The sequence below is a fragment of the Providencia sp. PROV114 genome, from assembly GCF_032704305.1.
Classification (GTDB): domain Bacteria; phylum Pseudomonadota; class Gammaproteobacteria; order Enterobacterales; family Enterobacteriaceae; genus Providencia; species Providencia rettgeri.
Genome location: NZ_CP120528.1, coordinates 1887606 through 1904612, shown reverse-complemented (window position 1 = coordinate 1904612; position 17007 = coordinate 1887606). Strand labels below are relative to the sequence as shown.

The 17007-nt window shown below is 39.7% G+C and carries 20 protein-coding genes; 15 read left to right on the top strand and 5 right to left on the bottom strand.

The genetic code is table 11. The features are described 5' to 3' along the window. Positions 1–58: 58 nt before the first annotated feature. Entirely contained in the window at positions 59–514 is a 456-nt protein-coding gene (locus tag P3L37_RS08245) for a YmfL family putative regulatory protein (protein WP_115167082.1), read from the bottom strand. A gap of 50 nt (positions 515–564) precedes the next feature. After that, positions 565–786 (bottom strand): helix-turn-helix domain-containing protein, encoded by a 222-nt coding sequence (locus P3L37_RS08240; RefSeq protein ID WP_006657725.1) that lies wholly within the window; start codon positions 784–786, stop codon positions 565–567. Positions 787–827: 41 nt separating this feature from the next. On the opposite strand from P3L37_RS08240, the gene P3L37_RS08235 reads away from it, so the two are divergent. The 3 genes from P3L37_RS08235 (at position 828) to P3L37_RS08225 (ending at position 2321) form a co-directional block, all read left to right on the top strand. Beyond that, on the top strand, positions 828–1490 hold the full coding sequence (locus tag P3L37_RS08235; protein WP_228367625.1) for a helix-turn-helix domain-containing protein: 663 nt from the start codon (positions 828–830) through the stop codon (positions 1488–1490). 350 nt (positions 1491–1840) lie between these two features. Further along, a complete protein-coding gene (locus P3L37_RS08230; RefSeq protein ID WP_102140687.1) occupies positions 1841–2050 on the top strand; it encodes a hypothetical protein in 210 nt (69 codons plus the stop codon). Positions 2051–2078: 28 nt separating this feature from the next. Then, positions 2079–2321 (top strand): hypothetical protein, encoded by a 243-nt coding sequence (locus P3L37_RS08225; protein WP_109913336.1) that lies wholly within the window; start codon positions 2079–2081, stop codon positions 2319–2321. Here the strand turns inward: P3L37_RS08225 and P3L37_RS08220 are convergent. Then, the gene (locus P3L37_RS08220; protein ID WP_109913344.1) at positions 2299–2532 is read right to left on the bottom strand and encodes a hypothetical protein; all 234 of its coding nucleotides are present in this window, start codon (positions 2530–2532) and stop codon (positions 2299–2301) included. The two genes, P3L37_RS08225 and P3L37_RS08220, sit on opposite strands and share 23 nt — an antisense overlap. 108 nt (positions 2533–2640) lie before the next feature. Here P3L37_RS08220 and csrA point away from each other — a divergent pair, with 108 nt between their 5' ends. The 3 genes from csrA to P3L37_RS08205 all read left to right on the top strand — a co-directional run bounded on the left by csrA (position 2641) and on the right by P3L37_RS08205 (position 4452). Further along, the gene (gene csrA / locus P3L37_RS08215) at positions 2641–2820 is read left to right on the top strand and encodes a carbon storage regulator CsrA (RefSeq protein WP_004911707.1); all 180 of its coding nucleotides are present in this window, start codon (positions 2641–2643) and stop codon (positions 2818–2820) included. A 281-nt stretch (positions 2821–3101) separates the two neighbouring features. Continuing rightward, the gene (locus P3L37_RS08210) at positions 3102–3344 is read left to right on the top strand and encodes an excisionase (RefSeq protein WP_267690407.1); all 243 of its coding nucleotides are present in this window, start codon (positions 3102–3104) and stop codon (positions 3342–3344) included. Further along, positions 3325–4452 carry a site-specific integrase gene (locus P3L37_RS08205; RefSeq protein WP_272667385.1) on the top strand — a complete coding sequence of 376 codons (1128 nt, stop codon included), beginning with the start codon at positions 3325–3327 and terminating at the stop codon, positions 4450–4452. The genes P3L37_RS08210 and P3L37_RS08205 overlap by 20 nt, the downstream gene beginning before the upstream one ends. A gap of 121 nt (positions 4453–4573) precedes the next feature. Here P3L37_RS08205 and icd read toward each other — a convergent pair whose 3' ends face one another. Then, positions 4574–5827, bottom strand: coding sequence for an NADP-dependent isocitrate dehydrogenase (gene icd / locus P3L37_RS08200; RefSeq protein WP_004911741.1), 1254 nt, complete (start codon positions 5825–5827; stop codon positions 4574–4576). Positions 5828–6367: 540 nt separating this feature from the next. Here icd and rluE point away from each other — a divergent pair. From rluE to P3L37_RS08155, 9 genes are all read left to right on the top strand, one after another. Further along, positions 6368–7018 (top strand): 23S rRNA pseudouridine(2457) synthase RluE, encoded by a 651-nt coding sequence (gene rluE, locus P3L37_RS08195; protein ID WP_109911614.1) that lies wholly within the window; start codon positions 6368–6370, stop codon positions 7016–7018. Next, a complete protein-coding gene (locus tag P3L37_RS08190) occupies positions 7011–7460 on the top strand; it encodes an NUDIX hydrolase (RefSeq protein ID WP_117162357.1) in 450 nt (149 codons plus the stop codon). The genes rluE and P3L37_RS08190 overlap by 8 nt, the downstream gene beginning before the upstream one ends. A gap of 139 nt (positions 7461–7599) precedes the next feature. Then, the gene (gene mnmA / locus P3L37_RS08185; RefSeq protein ID WP_123381734.1) at positions 7600–8703 is read left to right on the top strand and encodes a tRNA 2-thiouridine(34) synthase MnmA; all 1104 of its coding nucleotides are present in this window, start codon (positions 7600–7602) and stop codon (positions 8701–8703) included. Between the two features lie 2 nt (positions 8704–8705). Further along, positions 8706–9332 (top strand): high frequency lysogenization protein HflD, encoded by a 627-nt coding sequence (hflD, locus tag P3L37_RS08180; RefSeq protein WP_004911750.1) that lies wholly within the window; start codon positions 8706–8708, stop codon positions 9330–9332. A gap of 17 nt (positions 9333–9349) precedes the next feature. Then, positions 9350–10720: an adenylosuccinate lyase gene (purB, locus tag P3L37_RS08175; RefSeq protein WP_222960623.1), complete on the top strand. Its 1371-nt coding sequence runs from the start codon at positions 9350–9352 to the stop codon at positions 10718–10720. Positions 10721–10960: 240 nt separating this feature from the next. Next, positions 10961–11635 (top strand): two-component system response regulator PhoP, encoded by a 675-nt coding sequence (gene phoP, locus P3L37_RS08170; protein ID WP_004911754.1) that lies wholly within the window; start codon positions 10961–10963, stop codon positions 11633–11635. 1 nt (position 11636) lies between these two features. Beyond that, positions 11637–13094: a two-component system sensor histidine kinase PhoQ gene (phoQ, locus tag P3L37_RS08165; RefSeq protein ID WP_181937042.1), complete on the top strand. Its 1458-nt coding sequence runs from the start codon at positions 11637–11639 to the stop codon at positions 13092–13094. A 251-nt stretch (positions 13095–13345) separates the two neighbouring features. Then, the gene (locus P3L37_RS08160; RefSeq protein ID WP_004911758.1) at positions 13346–14470 is read left to right on the top strand and encodes a cupin domain-containing protein; all 1125 of its coding nucleotides are present in this window, start codon (positions 13346–13348) and stop codon (positions 14468–14470) included. Between the two features lie 330 nt (positions 14471–14800). Continuing rightward, positions 14801–15400, top strand: coding sequence for a LysE family translocator (locus P3L37_RS08155; protein ID WP_109911610.1), 600 nt, complete (start codon positions 14801–14803; stop codon positions 15398–15400). A 50-nt stretch (positions 15401–15450) separates the two neighbouring features. On the opposite strand, the gene pepT is transcribed toward P3L37_RS08155, so the two are convergent. Further along, entirely contained in the window at positions 15451–16686 is a 1236-nt protein-coding gene (gene pepT, locus P3L37_RS08150; protein WP_004911762.1) for a peptidase T, read from the bottom strand. Between the last annotated feature and the right edge of the window lie 321 nt (positions 16687–17007).

Here is a 17007-nt window from a genome sequence, read left to right as displayed (position 1 = left end):
AGTTACTCCACACAAGTTGTTATTAGCACCCGACGCCTCGGACCGCATATCTGGGGCGTCAACCTTTCTTATGTAATTTAATGAGCGCATTGATAGCCCCTCTAGTGCTTGCGATTGCTCTATCCAACATTGTCAGAATTTGTTTTTCTTCATGCTTATCAACAACACCGTCTTCCAATGCTTTACCAATGAATACAACTAACTCGCCGCGAGTTGTTGATGCTCGAGTTTGTAATTTGAATAATTCTGGTTCGTCCAAATCCTCTGGGCTTATCTTTTCCACCAGCAATAAATTTCTTCTATTTGCGTAATACCCTGCAAGAAATGAGGTATTAGATAAATCTTCCATCGCTTCAAGCTCTTCACGCTCAAAAAAACGACAGCCGTTCTTTTCATACAAATTGTTATTGAACGTGGTTTCTGTCATACCCAATGCGCCAGCCATCGCTGAACGTCCACCGGGATACGCCTTACACATCTCTTTCACGACTTCTTTTAATGTTTGTTTGCACATATCTACAATTCCGTTGTTTTGTTGGTAGTTAACTCAGTTAGTTGGTTTTGTTATTGTTTGCCTGTTCCAATTAATTCATAAAGGTCTGGTCTTATTTCATGAGGTAAAACTGCATTGTTGGTGGCTTTCACAATAGACATAACCAATCTTGCATCTACACCGCCACCATGAAGCCATCGCCAAACCGTCGGCTGGCTCACGCCACACAAGTCAGCTAGTTTTTTTTGCCCTCCAGCAATATCAATTGCTTTTTGAATTGCTTTATTTTTCATTTTTTAACCCTTTTAGTATTGTTGTGAGATAAATAATAGCAATGAGTATTAAATTATACAATAGCAATGAGAATTTGATTTTTAATACGCATGACTATAAATTCGCATTCATGAAAACGACACTGTCTGAACGCCTTCAAGAGGCTATGAAATATAGGGGCAATATGACTCAGGGTGCTTTAGCTGAAGCATCAGGAGTTGCTCAACCTACGATCTGGCGTTTAGTTAATGGAAAAGCCAAAGGCTCTGTTAAATTAGTTGATATCGCTAATGCGCTTGGCGTGAATGTTGATTGGTTGGCGAACGGTATTGGGGAAATGGAAGGGCCTAATAACGAGCATAGATTTAGGTTAGACAAATCTCTTAACATTTCAGTTTGGGATGAGACTGGTGAGACTGACGATTTCGTTTTATCCCCTATGGGCAAGCCATTACCGTCTTATCGTGCATATGTTCTTAGTCGCAATACTGGGTGCGCCGAGGCACCTAACGGGAGCATTGCTATAGTAGACACTGAGATAACACCAGGAACGGGGGATCTGGTGATAGCGCAGGTCAACAATTCTATTTCTGTATATAAATTTTTAGATGGCGGCAGTCACGGCTTCCTGTCAGTTGATGATAATAGAGTGCCATTGATTGATTTATCCTCTGCACTATTTATCGGTGTAGTTGTCTTTCTTGTTCGTGATTTCAGGAGGTAGCTTGTTTTCTTTTTTTTACTAACAAGCACCTCTCTATACTCACCAACACCATCTCTCACCAAAACTATCACCATCGTCTCATTCCTCTCGAATATAACATTGTAGCTTTTGGTTGTTTACTGTGTATTTATACAGTAAATTGTTTTATACTTTATATTCTCAAGTAAAATTTGCAAGAATTATTCCATATAAATTCTGATAGCCTTTCGTATTATTATAAAAATAAAAAAAATAATCCTTTTAATTTCAATGTAATACAATCCATCTTAAAATAAACAAAATATACTTATTGCTATATTTAATAGCCATTGCTATATTTATTCCATCAAGACAATGACTAGGTGGATATCATGCAAACCAATTCAAATGAACCAATCGTTACTTTTAGCGTTGCTATGTCGCAAGAAGATGCTGCAGCATGGATTATGGAAAAAGCCGCTGAACTTCAAAAGCTGGCGGCACTTAAAGCTAAGCAAGCCGACTTACAGCGCCAACTAGAAAAGCTCGATGAAGATATTTTCGACCAGTCTGAACGCTGCCAAGTCATTATTAATGCTTAACTAAATTCAACTGTGTGGAGTTCTAGCTATGTCGAATAAAGCAGATAAAACAACAGGAAATATTATTGAGTTGAAAATCAATGGCGCCACGGTTTGTTATTTGAGAACGGATGGCGCGGTAGCTGCGGATTATTTGTCATTTATCGCAAAAACCACTGAAGTCTTAATGCTGGATAGAAATTCGCTAGAACTAGAGGCTAATGCGTTCGGGAAAACTATCCAACATGGCTACAGTGCTTTTTCGACTATTAAAGATCCCAAAGGTCTTTAATAAAGGAATCAACATGAATAGTTGAGCTACCTTTTGATGCTTCTAGAAAGTGATTTACAACATTGTCTGGTAGTTGAGTGTTCCATTTTTCAAATGAATGCTTTGGAAAATAATCAACAAAAATACTTTGTACCGCATGCTCACCCCCTTTTACATCAGTGATCATGTTGCATTGGTAAAGGCATTTAGCAATTAGCGTAGATTTAAGCATTAAAAAATTCTCTTGGTTGTGTAGGGCTTCCAAGAATACCACAGCCGCCTGATGTGGATAAGTTAGTTCAGGCAATCTTATTAACTATGTGGAGTGCTTAGTATGGGAATACTTATTCTTACTCGAAAACCAACCGAAGTTGTGGTTATTGGTGATGATATTAAAGTTACAATTTTAGGAGTAAAGGGTAACCAAGTGCGGATTGGTATTGATGCCCCAAAAGATATTAGTGTCCATCGTGAAGAAATTTATAAACTAATTTTTGCTGATAATAATAAGTCCGAGTGATAGTTATTTATTGTATTTAAATTAAAACCAAATCAATAAATAAAAAAATACCGCCAATAAATTCAGCGGTAAATAATTAACACACAGGGATCAGCTCATTCTATAGGAATATAAGTAACTGTAGAATTACTTAAGCTTAGTCCAAAGATATAAATAAACAAGAAATTAGCAAAAAAAAACCGACATATAATATGCCGGCAAATAATAGCAAGTATCGCGTGTTACTTAATAAGTATAGTCAAAAATTAAAAGTCTGTATGCGGCAGAATGTGGAGGTAATTATGCAAATGCTAACTTTGGAGGAATGGGCGAGCGAACGTTATAGAAGCCGCCCTCCTCGCCTGGGGACATTACAACGCTATGCTAGGAATGGCTTGTTCTATCCACCAGCACAAAAAGAAGGTGGTATTTGGCGCGTGAGAGAAGATGCCGACTTAGTCGGTAATTTGGCATCACCAGTTATCAATAAGAATGATAACCCAAAATTACAAAGGATTTTAAATGATGGCTGCCCGACCACGTAAAAATAACGTCAACATTCCCAATCTCTACCCACTATTTAGCAGAAAAGCTAACAAAGTTTATTGGCGTTATCGTCATCCTATAACTGGAAAATATCATGCCCTCGGTGACAATGAGGCTGAAGCTCGTGAAATTGCGATTGAAGCTAATAACCGGTTAGCTGAACAACGTAGCCGTCAAGTTATGGCGATCAGCGATAGAGTAGCAAGAATTAAAGGAAAAGAGATCACCGTAAATACTTGGCTGGATCGCTACTGGGTAATACAAGAAGAGCGCCTTGCTGACGGTGATATAAAACAAAATACATACAAACAAAAAAGAAAACCTGTAGACCTAATGCGCCACTCTCTCGCAATGAAGCCTTTACCCGCTGTTGATGCGAGAGATATCGCATCAATACTCGATGAATATAAATCTAATGGCCAACATCGCATGGCTCAGGTTATTCGATCTGTATTAATCGATGTGTTCAAAGAGGCGCAGCATGCTGGTGAAGTCCCACCAGGATATAACCCTGCACTCGCAACTAAACAACCAAAAAGACGAATTACCCGCCAGCGCCTTAATTTAGAGGAGTGGCAAAAAATATTTGATATCGCGGATAAACAACATAAGTACTTAGGCAATGCAATGTTATTGGCAGTCATTACAGGGCAACGACTCGGCGATATTTCAGCAATGAAATTTAGTGATATTTGGGATGACCATTTGCATGTAACACAAGAAAAGACAGGAAGTAAACTGGCCATTCCACTAGCATTAAGATCTGATGCATTAAACATGTCTTTACGTGATGTTGTTACTAGATGTCGTGACCGTGTTCTCAGTCCTTATCTGATCCACTATTTTAGAACAACCTCTCAAGCAAATAGAGGCGAACAAGTTACAGCAAATACAATAACAACAAATTTCAAGAAGGCACGAAATAAAACTGATATTGATTGGGGTGAAGGAACACCAGCTTCATTTCATGAACAACGATCTTTATCAGAAAGACTCTATCGAGAACAAGGAATTAACACTAAAGATTTACTGGGTCATAAATCGCAAAAAATGACCGATAAATATAATGATGATCGGGGTAAGGATTGGGTGAGAGTTGTTATTTAATAGTCGGAATATAGATAGATTTTGATAATTCGTTTTGATAACTTTTTGATAACCGTTTCAGAAGTGATAATAAAAAACGGGAACTATTAAGCTCCCGTTACTAATCACACCACGTAATAAATTACATGTGCTTAATGATTGCGTCACCGAACTCGCTACATTTCAGTAATTTAGCGCCTTCTAATTGACGTTCGAAGTCATAGGTTACAGTCTTAGCTTCGATTGCGCCTTCCATACCTTTAACGATTAGGTCAGCAGCTTCAGTCCAGCCCATATGGCGCAGCATCATCTCAGCAGAAAGGATAATAGAGCCTGGGTTAACTTTATCTTGGCCTGCATATTTTGGTGCAGTACCGTGAGTTGCTTCGAATAATGCGCACTCAGAACCAATATTTGCACCAGGAGCGATACCAATACCACCGACCTGCGCTGCTAATGCATCAGAAATGTAGTCACCATTTAGGTTCATACAAGCGATAACATCGTATTCTGCTGGGCGTAGCAGGATTTGTTGTAAGAAAGCATCTGCGATAACATCTTTAACGATAATATCTTTACCAGTTTTAGGGTTTTTAATTTTAACCCATGGGCCGCCATCTAATAATTCGCCGCCAAATTCCTCTTGTGCTAATTGGTATCCCCAATCTTTAAATGCACCTTCAGTGAATTTCATAATGTTACCTTTATGAACTAAAGTCACTGAATCACGGCCGTTATCAATAGCATATTCAATAGCAGCACGAACTAAACGTTTTGTGCCCTCTTCTGAACAAGGCTTAATACCAATACCACAGTCTTGTGGGAAACGGATTTTAGTCACACCCATTTCATCTTTCAGGAATTTAATAACTTTATCTGCTTCTGCACTACCCGCTTTCCACTCGATACCCGCATAGATATCTTCAGAGTTTTCACGGAAAATAACCATATCAGTCAGTTCAGGTTGTTTAACTGGGCTTGGAGTGCCTTTGTAGTAGCGAACAGGACGTAAACAGATATACAGGTCAAGTTGTTGACGCAATGCAACGTTCAGAGAACGAATACCACCACCAACAGGAGTTGTTAAAGGGCCTTTAATTGAAACACGGTAATCACGGATTAAATCGAGAGTTTCTTCTGGTAACCAAACATCTTTACCATAAATTTGTGTAGATTTTTCACCGGTGTAAACTTCCATCCAAGAAATTTTGCGCTCACCGTTGTAGGCTTTTTTCACTGCCGCATCAACCACTTTCAACATTGCTGGTGTGACATCGATACCAATGCCGTCACCTTCGATAAAAGGGATAATTGGGTTGTTCGGAACGTTTAGTTTGCCTTTTGCATCAATGGTAATTTTAGCGCCTTCTGCCGGAACTACTACTTTGCTTTCCATTAACCTCTCCTTTCACTTGCGTATTTTGCTTGTTAATTTTTTGTAAGAGACGTGTCAATACTACTTCAATCTGCGTCGAACGCCAATGATTACTCATCTAAGCTTCAATGCCGATCGCATTTAACGTACTGTTTTACCTTGTAAGTTAATCGAATATCTATTTATAAATACTGTTAAATCAATAAATTAATTTAAGCATTCCATTATTAGAAATAAATCAAACCGCGATGAAAAGTTGTCAATAACCCATTTGAGGGAACGACACAACTTTTGTTAAAATACTTCCCTCACAAAAAATAATATTAGCAAGTTAACTCAAATTAAAAATACGTTTTGCTCACACTATCACCATCCAAACAAATCCATATGTACTTATTTTTAAATGGAAAATTGTTTTTATTGATTTAAATGTTTTTAAAGTTGTTAATTAAATATTACATCGCCATGAAAAATACGTTCTAGGATCAAACCGTTAAATCTCCTACACTAGATGAAATAAGTCGCCGCAAATTAAAACCAATAAATTCTCATTGAATGACCATGAACAGACCGAACAAAAAATCAGTTCCGAAGAAAAATCGTTACTCGCCACCCTCGACTGCTTTAAAGCATAACGCTAAGCGTGTTTCGGTAAGACAGCAAATATCAACTAAAATCATTTTATTTAACAAACCCTTTGATGTTCTTCCTCAATTTACTGATGAACAAGGTCGCGACACACTAAAAAAATATATTCCAATCAACGATGTATACGCCGCAGGACGTCTTGATAGGGACAGTGAAGGGCTATTAATTTTAACCAATGATGGAAAACTACAGGCACGTTTAACTCAACCACAGAAAAAAACAGGGAAAATATACTATGCTCAGGTAGAAGGTATTCCCGATGAAGATGCACTACTAAAATTTCGGCAAGGGGTAATATTAAATGATGGTCCAACACTCCCTGCGGGAATCGAGTTAGTTGGCGAACCTGAATGGCTATGGCAAAGAACTCCGCCAATACGGGAACGCAAAAATATCCCGACTAGCTGGTTAAAAATTACATTATATGAAGGACGTAATCGGCAAGTCCGTCGTATGACGGCAAATATAGGTTTTCCAACGCTTAGGCTAATTCGTTATCAAATTGGTGAATTTAATTTGGGAAATCTTTCAGTTGGCGAATGGAAGGAGGTAACTGTTGTTTAAACCTAATGTGACTGTAGCAACTGTTGTGCATGCTCAAGGCAAATTTTTAGTCGTGGAAGAGTGGATAAATGATAAACCCACTTGGAATCAACCAGCTGGGCATTTAGAAGCTAATGAAACTATTTTGCAAGCCGCCGAACGTGAATTACTAGAAGAAACTGGAATCAAAGCCACACCAACACAATTAATTAAAATTCATCAATGGATTGCCCCAGATAAAACTCAGTTTATCCGTTTTTTATTTGCCGTAGAACTTGAATCCATTTGTGAGACACAGCCACAAGACAGTGATATTAGCAAATGCCATTGGCTGACTGCCCAAGAAATTCTAAATAGCAACTGCCTGCGTTCACCACTAGTGGCGGAAAGTTTGCGCTGTTTTCTCACAGGAAAGCATTATCCTCTCGATATTTTAACCGCTTACGGCGACCATTATCTTTAAGTACTTAACTTCTGCTTGGTGAAGATTTCACCAAGCAATAATATTCCCTGCTAACTCTGGTGTAATGCGGGAACAACATGCTAAAGTATGGGGCTTGATTTTTCCGCAGTGAGATATTTCCATGTCAAATAATAGTACCATGTCAGATAACAGCCAAAAAAAAGTCATCGTCGGGATGTCCGGTGGTGTTGACTCCTCTGTATCCGCTTACTTGCTACAGCAACAAGGGTATCAGGTTGCTGGTCTGTTTATGAAGAACTGGGAAGAAGATGACGACACAGAATATTGTTCAGCTGCTACTGACCTTGCCGATGCACAAGCTGTGTGTGACAAACTGGGTATTGAACTTCATACCATTAATTTCGCTGCTGAATATTGGGACAATGTTTTCGAACATTTCTTAACTGAATACAAAGCAGGCCGCACACCGAACCCAGATATTCTCTGCAACAAAGAAATCAAGTTTAAAGCTTTCTTAGAATTTGCGGCTGAAGATTTAGGCGCAGATTACATTGCTACTGGTCACTATGTGCGCCGCCGTGATATCAATGGTAAAAGCCAATTATTACGTGGTTTAGATAACAACAAAGACCAAAGCTATTTTTTATATACTCTGAGCCACGAACAAGTAGCTAAAAGCCTTTTCCCCGTTGGTGAACTCGAAAAACCTGAAGTACGCCGTATTGCGGAAGAAATTGGCTTAGTTACTGCAAAGAAAAAAGACTCCACGGGGATCTGTTTCATTGGTGAGCGTAAGTTCCGCGACTTTTTAGGCCGCTACTTACCCGCTCAACCGGGCCCTATCGTCACTGTTGATGGCGAAACAATTGGTCAGCATGAAGGCTTGATGTACCACACCTTAGGTCAACGAAAAGGTCTCGGTATCGGTGGTACAAAAGAAGGCTCCGAAGAACCTTGGTATGTTGTCGATAAAGACGTCGAAAACAACATTCTTATCGTAGCTCAAGGCCATGAACACCCTCGTTTGATGTCTGTTGGGTTAATTGCTCAGCAATTACATTGGGTTGACCGGAAAACCATGACTGAGCCGCTACGTTGCGTAGTAAAAACACGTTATCGTCAAGCGGATATCCCTTGTACGATCACCCCATTAAGTGATGATCGCATTGAAGTGGCTTTTGACTACCCTGTCGCGGCTGTCACTCCAGGTCAATCCGCTGTATTTTATATCGATGAAGTTTGTCTCGGTGGCGGTATTATTGAAACCCGTATTCAGGAGTAAATGTGGCAAAAAACTATTATGACATTACGCTTGCTTTAGCGGGTATCTGCCAAGCAAGCGCGATGGTTCAAAAACTCGCACATGAAGGTGTTTGTCTTGAGAAAGACACTGAAACCATGGTCAATAGCCTCACCAATATGAATCCAAAATCCACTTTGGATGTATTTGGTAATGATGCCGAAAATTTAAAGACGGGCCTCAGTGCCATGTTAGGAATGCTGACTGGCGGTAACAGTGGTTTATCGGCTGAAATGACGCGATATATGTTAAGCATTATGACGCTTGAACGTCGCCTCAATAAAAACCAAGAAGCGATGAACCAGCTGGGCCAACGTATTGAGCAATTTGAACGCCAAGCGGGTTATTTTGAACCACTTTCTGAAGGCGTGTTTAACGCACTTGCGGGTATTTATGTAGATGTAGTCAGCCCAGCTGGACCGCGAATTCAGGTCACTGGTTCCCCTGACATCCTAAAAAACACACTCGTTCAAGCAAAAGTTAGAGCCACCTTGCTCGCTGGCATTCGCTGCGCAGTGCTTTGGCAACAAGTTGGTGGAAGTCGCATTCAACTCATGTTCTCTCGCAATCGTCTGGCTAATCAGGCGAAAGATATTTTGTCTCACCTTTAAATCTGGAGTTGCTACCAATGGAATTATCCTCACTGACCGCTGTATCCCCGATTGACGGCCGTTACGGTGATAAAGTCAGCACGTTACGCACTATTTTTAGTGAGTTTGGTTTACTGAAATTTCGCGTACAAGTTGAAGTTCGCTGGCTACAAAAACTGGCTGCAACCGCTCAAATCAAAGAAGTTCCTGCATTTGCCGCTGACGCAATCGCTTACTTGGATGAAGTTGTCGCGAACTTCTGTGAAAAAGACGCAATGCGTATCAAAGAAATTGAACGCACAACTAACCATGATGTGAAAGCTGTAGAATACTTTCTAAAAGAAAAGGTAGCGGACATCCCTGCTCTTCATGCAGTTTCTGAATTTATTCACTTTGCTTGTACTTCAGAAGATATCAATAACCTCTCTCACGCATTAATGCTGAAAACCGCTCGTGAAGAAGTCTTGCTGCCACAATGGCGTCAAATCATTGATAAAATCAAAACAATGGCTCATGAGTACCGCAATTTACCGTTACTTTCACGTACTCATGGTCAACCTGCAACCCCGTCCACCATTGGTAAAGAGTTTGCGAACGTTGCTTATCGTTTAGAGCGCCAATTCCGCCAGCTACAACAAGTTGAAATTCTAGGTAAAATCAATGGCGCAGTCGGTAACTATAATGCACATATGGTCGCTTATCCTGAAGTTAACTGGCACGAATTCAGCGAAACCTTTGTTACCTCTTTAGGCATTCAATGGAACCCATTCACTACGCAAATTGAACCTCATGACTATATTGCTGAGTTATTTGATTGCGTCGCTCGCTTTAACACTATCGTGTTAGACTTCGACCGTGATATTTGGGGCTACATCGCATTAAATCACTTCAAACAAAAAACAATCGCAGGTGAAATTGGTTCCTCTACCATGCCACACAAAGTCAACCCGATTGATTTCGAAAACTCTGAAGGTAATTTAGGCTTAGCCAATGCCGTCTTAGGTCATTTAGCTAGCAAACTCCCTGTTTCTCGCTGGCAGCGCGACTTAACTGATTCGACAGTATTACGTAATCTCGGTGTCGGATTAGGTTATGCATTGATTGCATATCAATCAACCATGAAAGGTTTGAATAAATTAGAAGTGAATGAACAACATTTACTGGATGAATTAGACCAAAACTGGGAAGTATTGGCTGAGCCAATTCAAACTGTAATGCGCCGTTATGGTATTGAAAAACCGTATGAAAAGCTCAAAGAATTGACCCGCGGTAAACGTGTTACCGCTGAAGGTATGAAACAATTTATTGATAGTTTAGACCTGCCAGAGCACGAAAAAGCACGTTTGAAAGAAATGACGCCTGCAAACTACATCGGTTACGCTGTCACTTTCATCGACGAGCTAAAATAGCTTCCATGGTTTCAAAAAAGGCGGCTTATAAGTCGCCTTTTTTAATTATCATTTTGAATTCCCTGCTCTATCTATCATACTAAGCTATTCAAAGCTAAATATAGATAAATTATATTTCCGCTTCGTTTGATTTATATTTACTTAATCCCTTGTCGTTGTTCAGAACTCTTTTTACCATAGCGTATCTAGTGCTACTATCTGATAAGTTGTAGCTATCTCTTTTCAATATGAGGGTTTCCGATGCGTATTCTTATTGTCGAAGACAATGCGTTACTTCGTCACCATTTAACCGTCCAGCTTAAAGAGCTTGGCCATCAGGTTGATTCAGCTGAAGACGCAAAAGAAGCTGATTACTTTTTACACGAAAGCTGTCCAGATATCGCAGTTGTCGATTTGGGCTTACCTGATGAAGACGGGCTTTCTATGATCAAACGCTGGCGTAGCGAGCACGTCAATATTCCACTATTAGTATTAACTGCTCGGGAAAGTTGGCAAGAAAAAGTACAAGCGCTAAACAGTGGTGCTGATGACTACGTGACTAAACCTTTCCAGTTAGAAGAACTGGTCGCCCGTATGCAAGCTTTGATGCGCAGAAATAGTGGTCTTGCTTCACAAGTACTCGAATTAGGCAATTTCGTGATTGACCTATCACGCAAAGAATTTACCGTTAATGGCGAAACCGTCAAATTAACCGCTTTTGAATACACTATCATTGAAACGCTACTACGCAACAATGGGAAAGTGGTTAGCAAAGACTCGTTAATGCGCCAGCTTTACCCAGATGCTGAGCTCAGAGAAAGTCATACCATTGATGTTTTAATGGGCCGTTTACGAAAAAAAATCCAACAATTTCATAGTGATGATGTAATTGTCACAGTGCGTGGTCAAGGCTACCGTTTTGATGTGAATGGCTAACATGAAGCTACGTAAATTTAAGTTCAAACCCCTTTCGCTACGAGCACGTTTTCTCTGTGCAACATCCGCGGTGATCTTGGCACTCACCTTATCCTACGGCATCGTCGCGATTTTGGGGTATTTGATTAGTTTCGATAAAACCACTTACACCCTATTACGTAGCCAAAGTAATTTAATTTATAGCCTAGCCCAATGGCAAAACCATAAAATTGACATTCGCGTCCCCCCAAATTTCACGTTAAACAACCCGACTTTGGTCATTATTTATGATGAACAAGGGCTCGTGTTATGGCGCCAACGTGATGTACCTAGCGTTGAACGGCTGATCCGTAATGACTGGCTTAAAAAAGAAGGCTTATATGAAATTGATACAGACATTCGCGAAACTCGCCAACTTCTAGATGACAACCCCGAATTCAACACAAAATTAGATGACATGGATAACGACGATGAACCGCTTACTCACTCCGTGTCCGTCAATCAATATGCAGCTAGTGAAAACCTGCCTCCGCTCACCATTGTCGTTGTTGATACACTACCACAAGACTTACAAAATACGGGTTTAGTTTGGGAGTGGTTCGGTTATGTGTTACTAGCTAACTTAATCTTAGTTATCCCACTATTATGGTTAGCGGCCTATTGGAGCCTACGGCCAATTAAATCATTAGTATCACAACTAAGTAGCTTAGAAAAAGGTGAACGAGATACACTGGATGAGAACCCTCCGTATGAGCTTCGTGGGCTAGTACGTAATCTTAATATTTTATTAACGAATGAACGTAAGCGTTACAGCAAATACCGCACGACACTTTCTGATTTAACACACAGTTTAAAGACGCCTTTAGCCGTTTTACAGTCAACACTGCGGCTTCTTCGTTCAGGTAAGCAAATGAATATTGAGCAGGCTGAACCCATCATGCTCGAACAAATTGGCCGTATATCTCAACAGGTGGGTTATTATTTGCACCGCGCATCAACGCAAGGTGATGAAAATATGATGCTGCGCGAAATTTCATCTGTTCCATCAATATTAGACAGCCTTGCGAGTGCCCTCCATAAAGTTTACCAACACAAAGGTGTTTCTATTACGGTTAATGTTTCTCCTGAAACAACTTGGCTGGGTCAACCAAATGACTTTATGGAAGTGATGGGTAATATCATGGAAAACGCGTGTAAATATTGCCTTGAATTCGTCGAAGTTAGTGCTATTGCCGGAACTGATAGCTTAACATTGGTTGTTGATGATGATGGCCCAGGCGTGCCCGAAAGCAAACGTAGTTTGATTTTCCTTCGTGGGCAACGTGCAGACACCCTTCGTCCAGGTCAAGGTTTAGGTTTGTCCATTGCAGTGGATATTATCGACCAATACGAGGGAGATATCACAATTAGTGACAGCCCGCTTGGTGGTGCTCGTTTATCCGTCACATTTAGGCAGCAATCTATGATTGAAGATAGTTAATCTGTGATATGCGTCCACTTGTCCCCTATTTTACAAACCATTTCCGGTATACTATTTATGAAGTGTTTTATAAATAGTAATTTAGGGTAATGTACTTGGTTCACTCTCAAGATAAACCTTTAATACCCGTTTCTCAGAAAGTTTATTTAACAGCATACCATTACACACATATAGGTCATTTTGCAGTATTGGAACCGGGTATATTGTAATAAACTGATTAGCAATACTTAGCAGCTCCAAGGGACAATAAGATGGATTACAAACTAAATCTCGACTGGCAGAGTTTCCTCGACAGTCACTGGCAGAAGCGCCCACTGCTTATCAAAAAAGGGTTTGCAAATTTTATTGATCCTATCTCGCCTGATGAACTTGCAGGTTTGGCGATGGAAGATGAGGTTGATAGCCGTTTGGTTAGCCATAAAGAAGGGATTTGGCAGGTTGGTCACGGACCATTTGAAAGCTATGACCACCTTGGCGAAGAGAATTGGTCTATTTTAGTTCAAGCAGTTGACCACTGGCATCATCCAAGCTCTGCATTAATGAAACCATTTCGCGTCCTTTCGGACTGGCGGATGGACGACTTAATGATTTCCTACTCAGTCCCCGGCGGTGGTGTAGGTCCTCACCTAGACCAATACGATGTGTTTATTATTCAAGGTGAAGGCCGTCGTCATTGGCGAGTGGGTGAAAAAATCCCAATGAAACAACATTGCCCGCACCCTGACTTACTACAAGTTCAACCTTTTGACGCCATCATCGACGAAGAAATGGAACCCGGCGATATTTTATATATTCCACCTGGGTTTCCACATGAAGGTTACGCCATTGAGCCTTCATTAAATTACTCAGTTGGTTTCCGTGCCCCAAATACTCGTGAGCTGCTCAGTAGTTTTGCCGATCACCTAATTTCTAATGACTTAGGCAGTTATCGTTATAGCGATCCTGATTTATCATTCCGTGATAACCCTGCTGAGATCTTGCAAGGTGAACAAATTAAACTGCGCGAAATGATGGAATCACTGATTAATGACCCTGAGCTATTTCGTAAATGGCTAGGTGAGTTTATCTCACAATCACGTCATGAATTAGACATTGCTCCACCTGAACCACCTTATGAGCAAGAAGAAATTTATGATTTACTGAAAACTCAGCAAGAAACCTTATACAAATTAAATGGTCTCAGAGCATTGCGCGTTGGCGACCAATTTTTTGTTAATGGAGAATGCTTAGAAACCGAGTGTTATGAGGCTGCTGATAGCTTATGTCGTTATGATGCCGTTAATAGCCAAATTTTAGCTGATGCCATTGATGACGTTAATTTTATCGCACTGCTTACCGCACTCGTCAATAATGGTTATTGGTATTTTGATGATTAATCAATACCTTTAATATTAAATTTGTATTTTGTGTAAGGGCTCATTAATTATGGGCCTTTTATTAAAAATAATATTCTCAGTATAATATGACAAGGCTCTCCTCCCTATTGATGAAAACCGCAAATTGCCAATTACCCCCCCTTATTAATAACTAACTTATTTATTTTTTTATATATTTTATTTCCCAATTACATACTCATATTATGATCCTTACGTGCCCGTAAGCACGCAAAGATAAAGCACATTCTTTAATTCAACCCTAAACTATTTTTACTTCACTATTATCATTCTCACGCAGCATTAATTATCCATTTTAAAGATGATAACAATATGAACTTAGAAACACTTTTAGCTTTATCATTGTTTTCCTTTGTAACATCCATAACGCCAGGTCCAAATAATATTATGTTACTTGCTTCAGGCATTAATTTTGGATTTAGCAAGACATTACCGCATTCATTTGGGGTATCAATTGGTTTTCTTATTATGCTGTTTGCTGTCGGGCTAGGAGTCGGGGCATTGATCCAATCATCCCCTATAACTTATTCAGTATTAAAATATTTTGGAATTATTTATTTGTTCTGGCTTGCATGGAAAACGACTATTAGCCATTCAGTTGCACAATCAAATAACCAGGAAATTAAGCCGCTAACTTTCTTAGAAGCAGCATTATTTCAATGGATAAACCCTAAAGCATGGATGATGGCTATTTCAGGAATGGCGATGTATACCAATATAAACGCCCCCTATTTATCAATGGTACAGGTTGCCGTTATATTTGCGGCCATCAACTGGCCATGTGTTGCTATTTGGGCGATGTTTGGCAGTAAATTAAGAGAAAAGCTAAAACAACCTAAGACATTAAAACGCTTTAATTTAGTCATGGGTGTTTTACTGGCGCTTAGTGGCGTTTCTGTATTATTTCAATAGCAAATTTACGCGTGCTTATTGTTATAAGCACGCTTGTTTATCATGAAATATCATGATTGCCTTGCGTGAATAGCCGTTAATTCCGCAATACGCATGATCACACTAACTGCCTGCTCCATACCCTCTTGTGTTATAAATTCATGTTTACTATGGAAGTTATAGCCACCTGTGAAAATATTTGGGCACGGTAAACCACGATGTGAAAGCTGCGCACCGTCAGTACCACCCCGGACGGGTTGGATAATTGGCTCAATACCACAATCAAGCATTGCTTGCTTTGCTAATTCAATAACATGTGGGTACTTCATGACCTCTTTATGCATATTATAATAGGTATCATCAAGTGTCAGTTCGATATAGCAGCTTGGATGTAACCCTTCACCAACTTTTTCAGCAATTCGAATGATATTTTTCTTCCTAGCTTCAAAGCCCGCTAAGTCAAAATCACGAATAATATAATTCAATTCTGCCTTTTCTACTGTCCCTTTTAACGATGTTAAATGATAAAAGCCTTCATAACCTTCGGTGTTTTCAGGTGTTTCATCAGGTGGTAACATCGAATGAATACGGTTCGCTAGCCCTAATGCATTCACCATTACGCCTTTAGCTGTACCGGGATGCGTGTTATTGCCAACAATTTTAATAGAAACGTTAGCTGCATTAAAATTTTCATACTCTAACTCACCAACACCACCACCATCGACGGTATAGGCCCACAATGCATCAAATTGTTTAAAATCGATATGACGAGCCCCACGCCCTATCTCTTCATCAGGGGTAAATGCAAGACAGATTTTACCATGAGGAATGTTCTTACCCTTTAAACGTACTAGAGCTGTAATTATTTCTGCGATACCCGCTTTATCATCGGCACCGAGTAAGGTTTTGCCATCGGTCATGATGAGGGTTTTGCCAATCATTTCATGCAGCACTGGAAACATCACTGGGGATAACACTTCATCACCTATACCTAACGCGATATCTCCCCCTCGATAATTTTCGAGTACTTGTGGACTCACATTTTTACCTGAAAAATCAGGTGCTGTGTCTAAATGTGAAATAAACCCAATAGTAGGAACATCCCAATCAACGTTTGACGGTAAATAAGCCATCACACAACCTTGATCGCTAAGCGTTATTTTTTCAAAACCTAATTCATTCAGCTCGTTAACTAATGCACGAGCAAACTTTAGCTGTCCTGCGCTGCTAGGCACTGTTTTGGCATTTAGTTTTGATTGTGTATCGAAAGCGGTATATTCAAAAAACCGCTCTAAGAGTTTGTCCATACCCTTCCCCCTAAAATATCAATGTCCATATTATGGGAAAGATCACAGATTCAATTATTGTTTCAAATCAGCTTTCCTGTTAATGCTCTCTATTTTTTGCAGGAAATCGTTAGTGAAATTTATTTTTTAGCGTAATTTTTGTAAGCTACCTATTACACTGGCAATCAATACCTATAATAAATAAGGGTAATAATCAAATTGTATTAATTAGTAGGTTATTATTTATTTGTTACCTAATTGCCTCTTATTTGGTTAAATATCACTCACCCACTACACGAATCATCAATCATTAAATTGAAATAGTATGCTATATATGAAGTC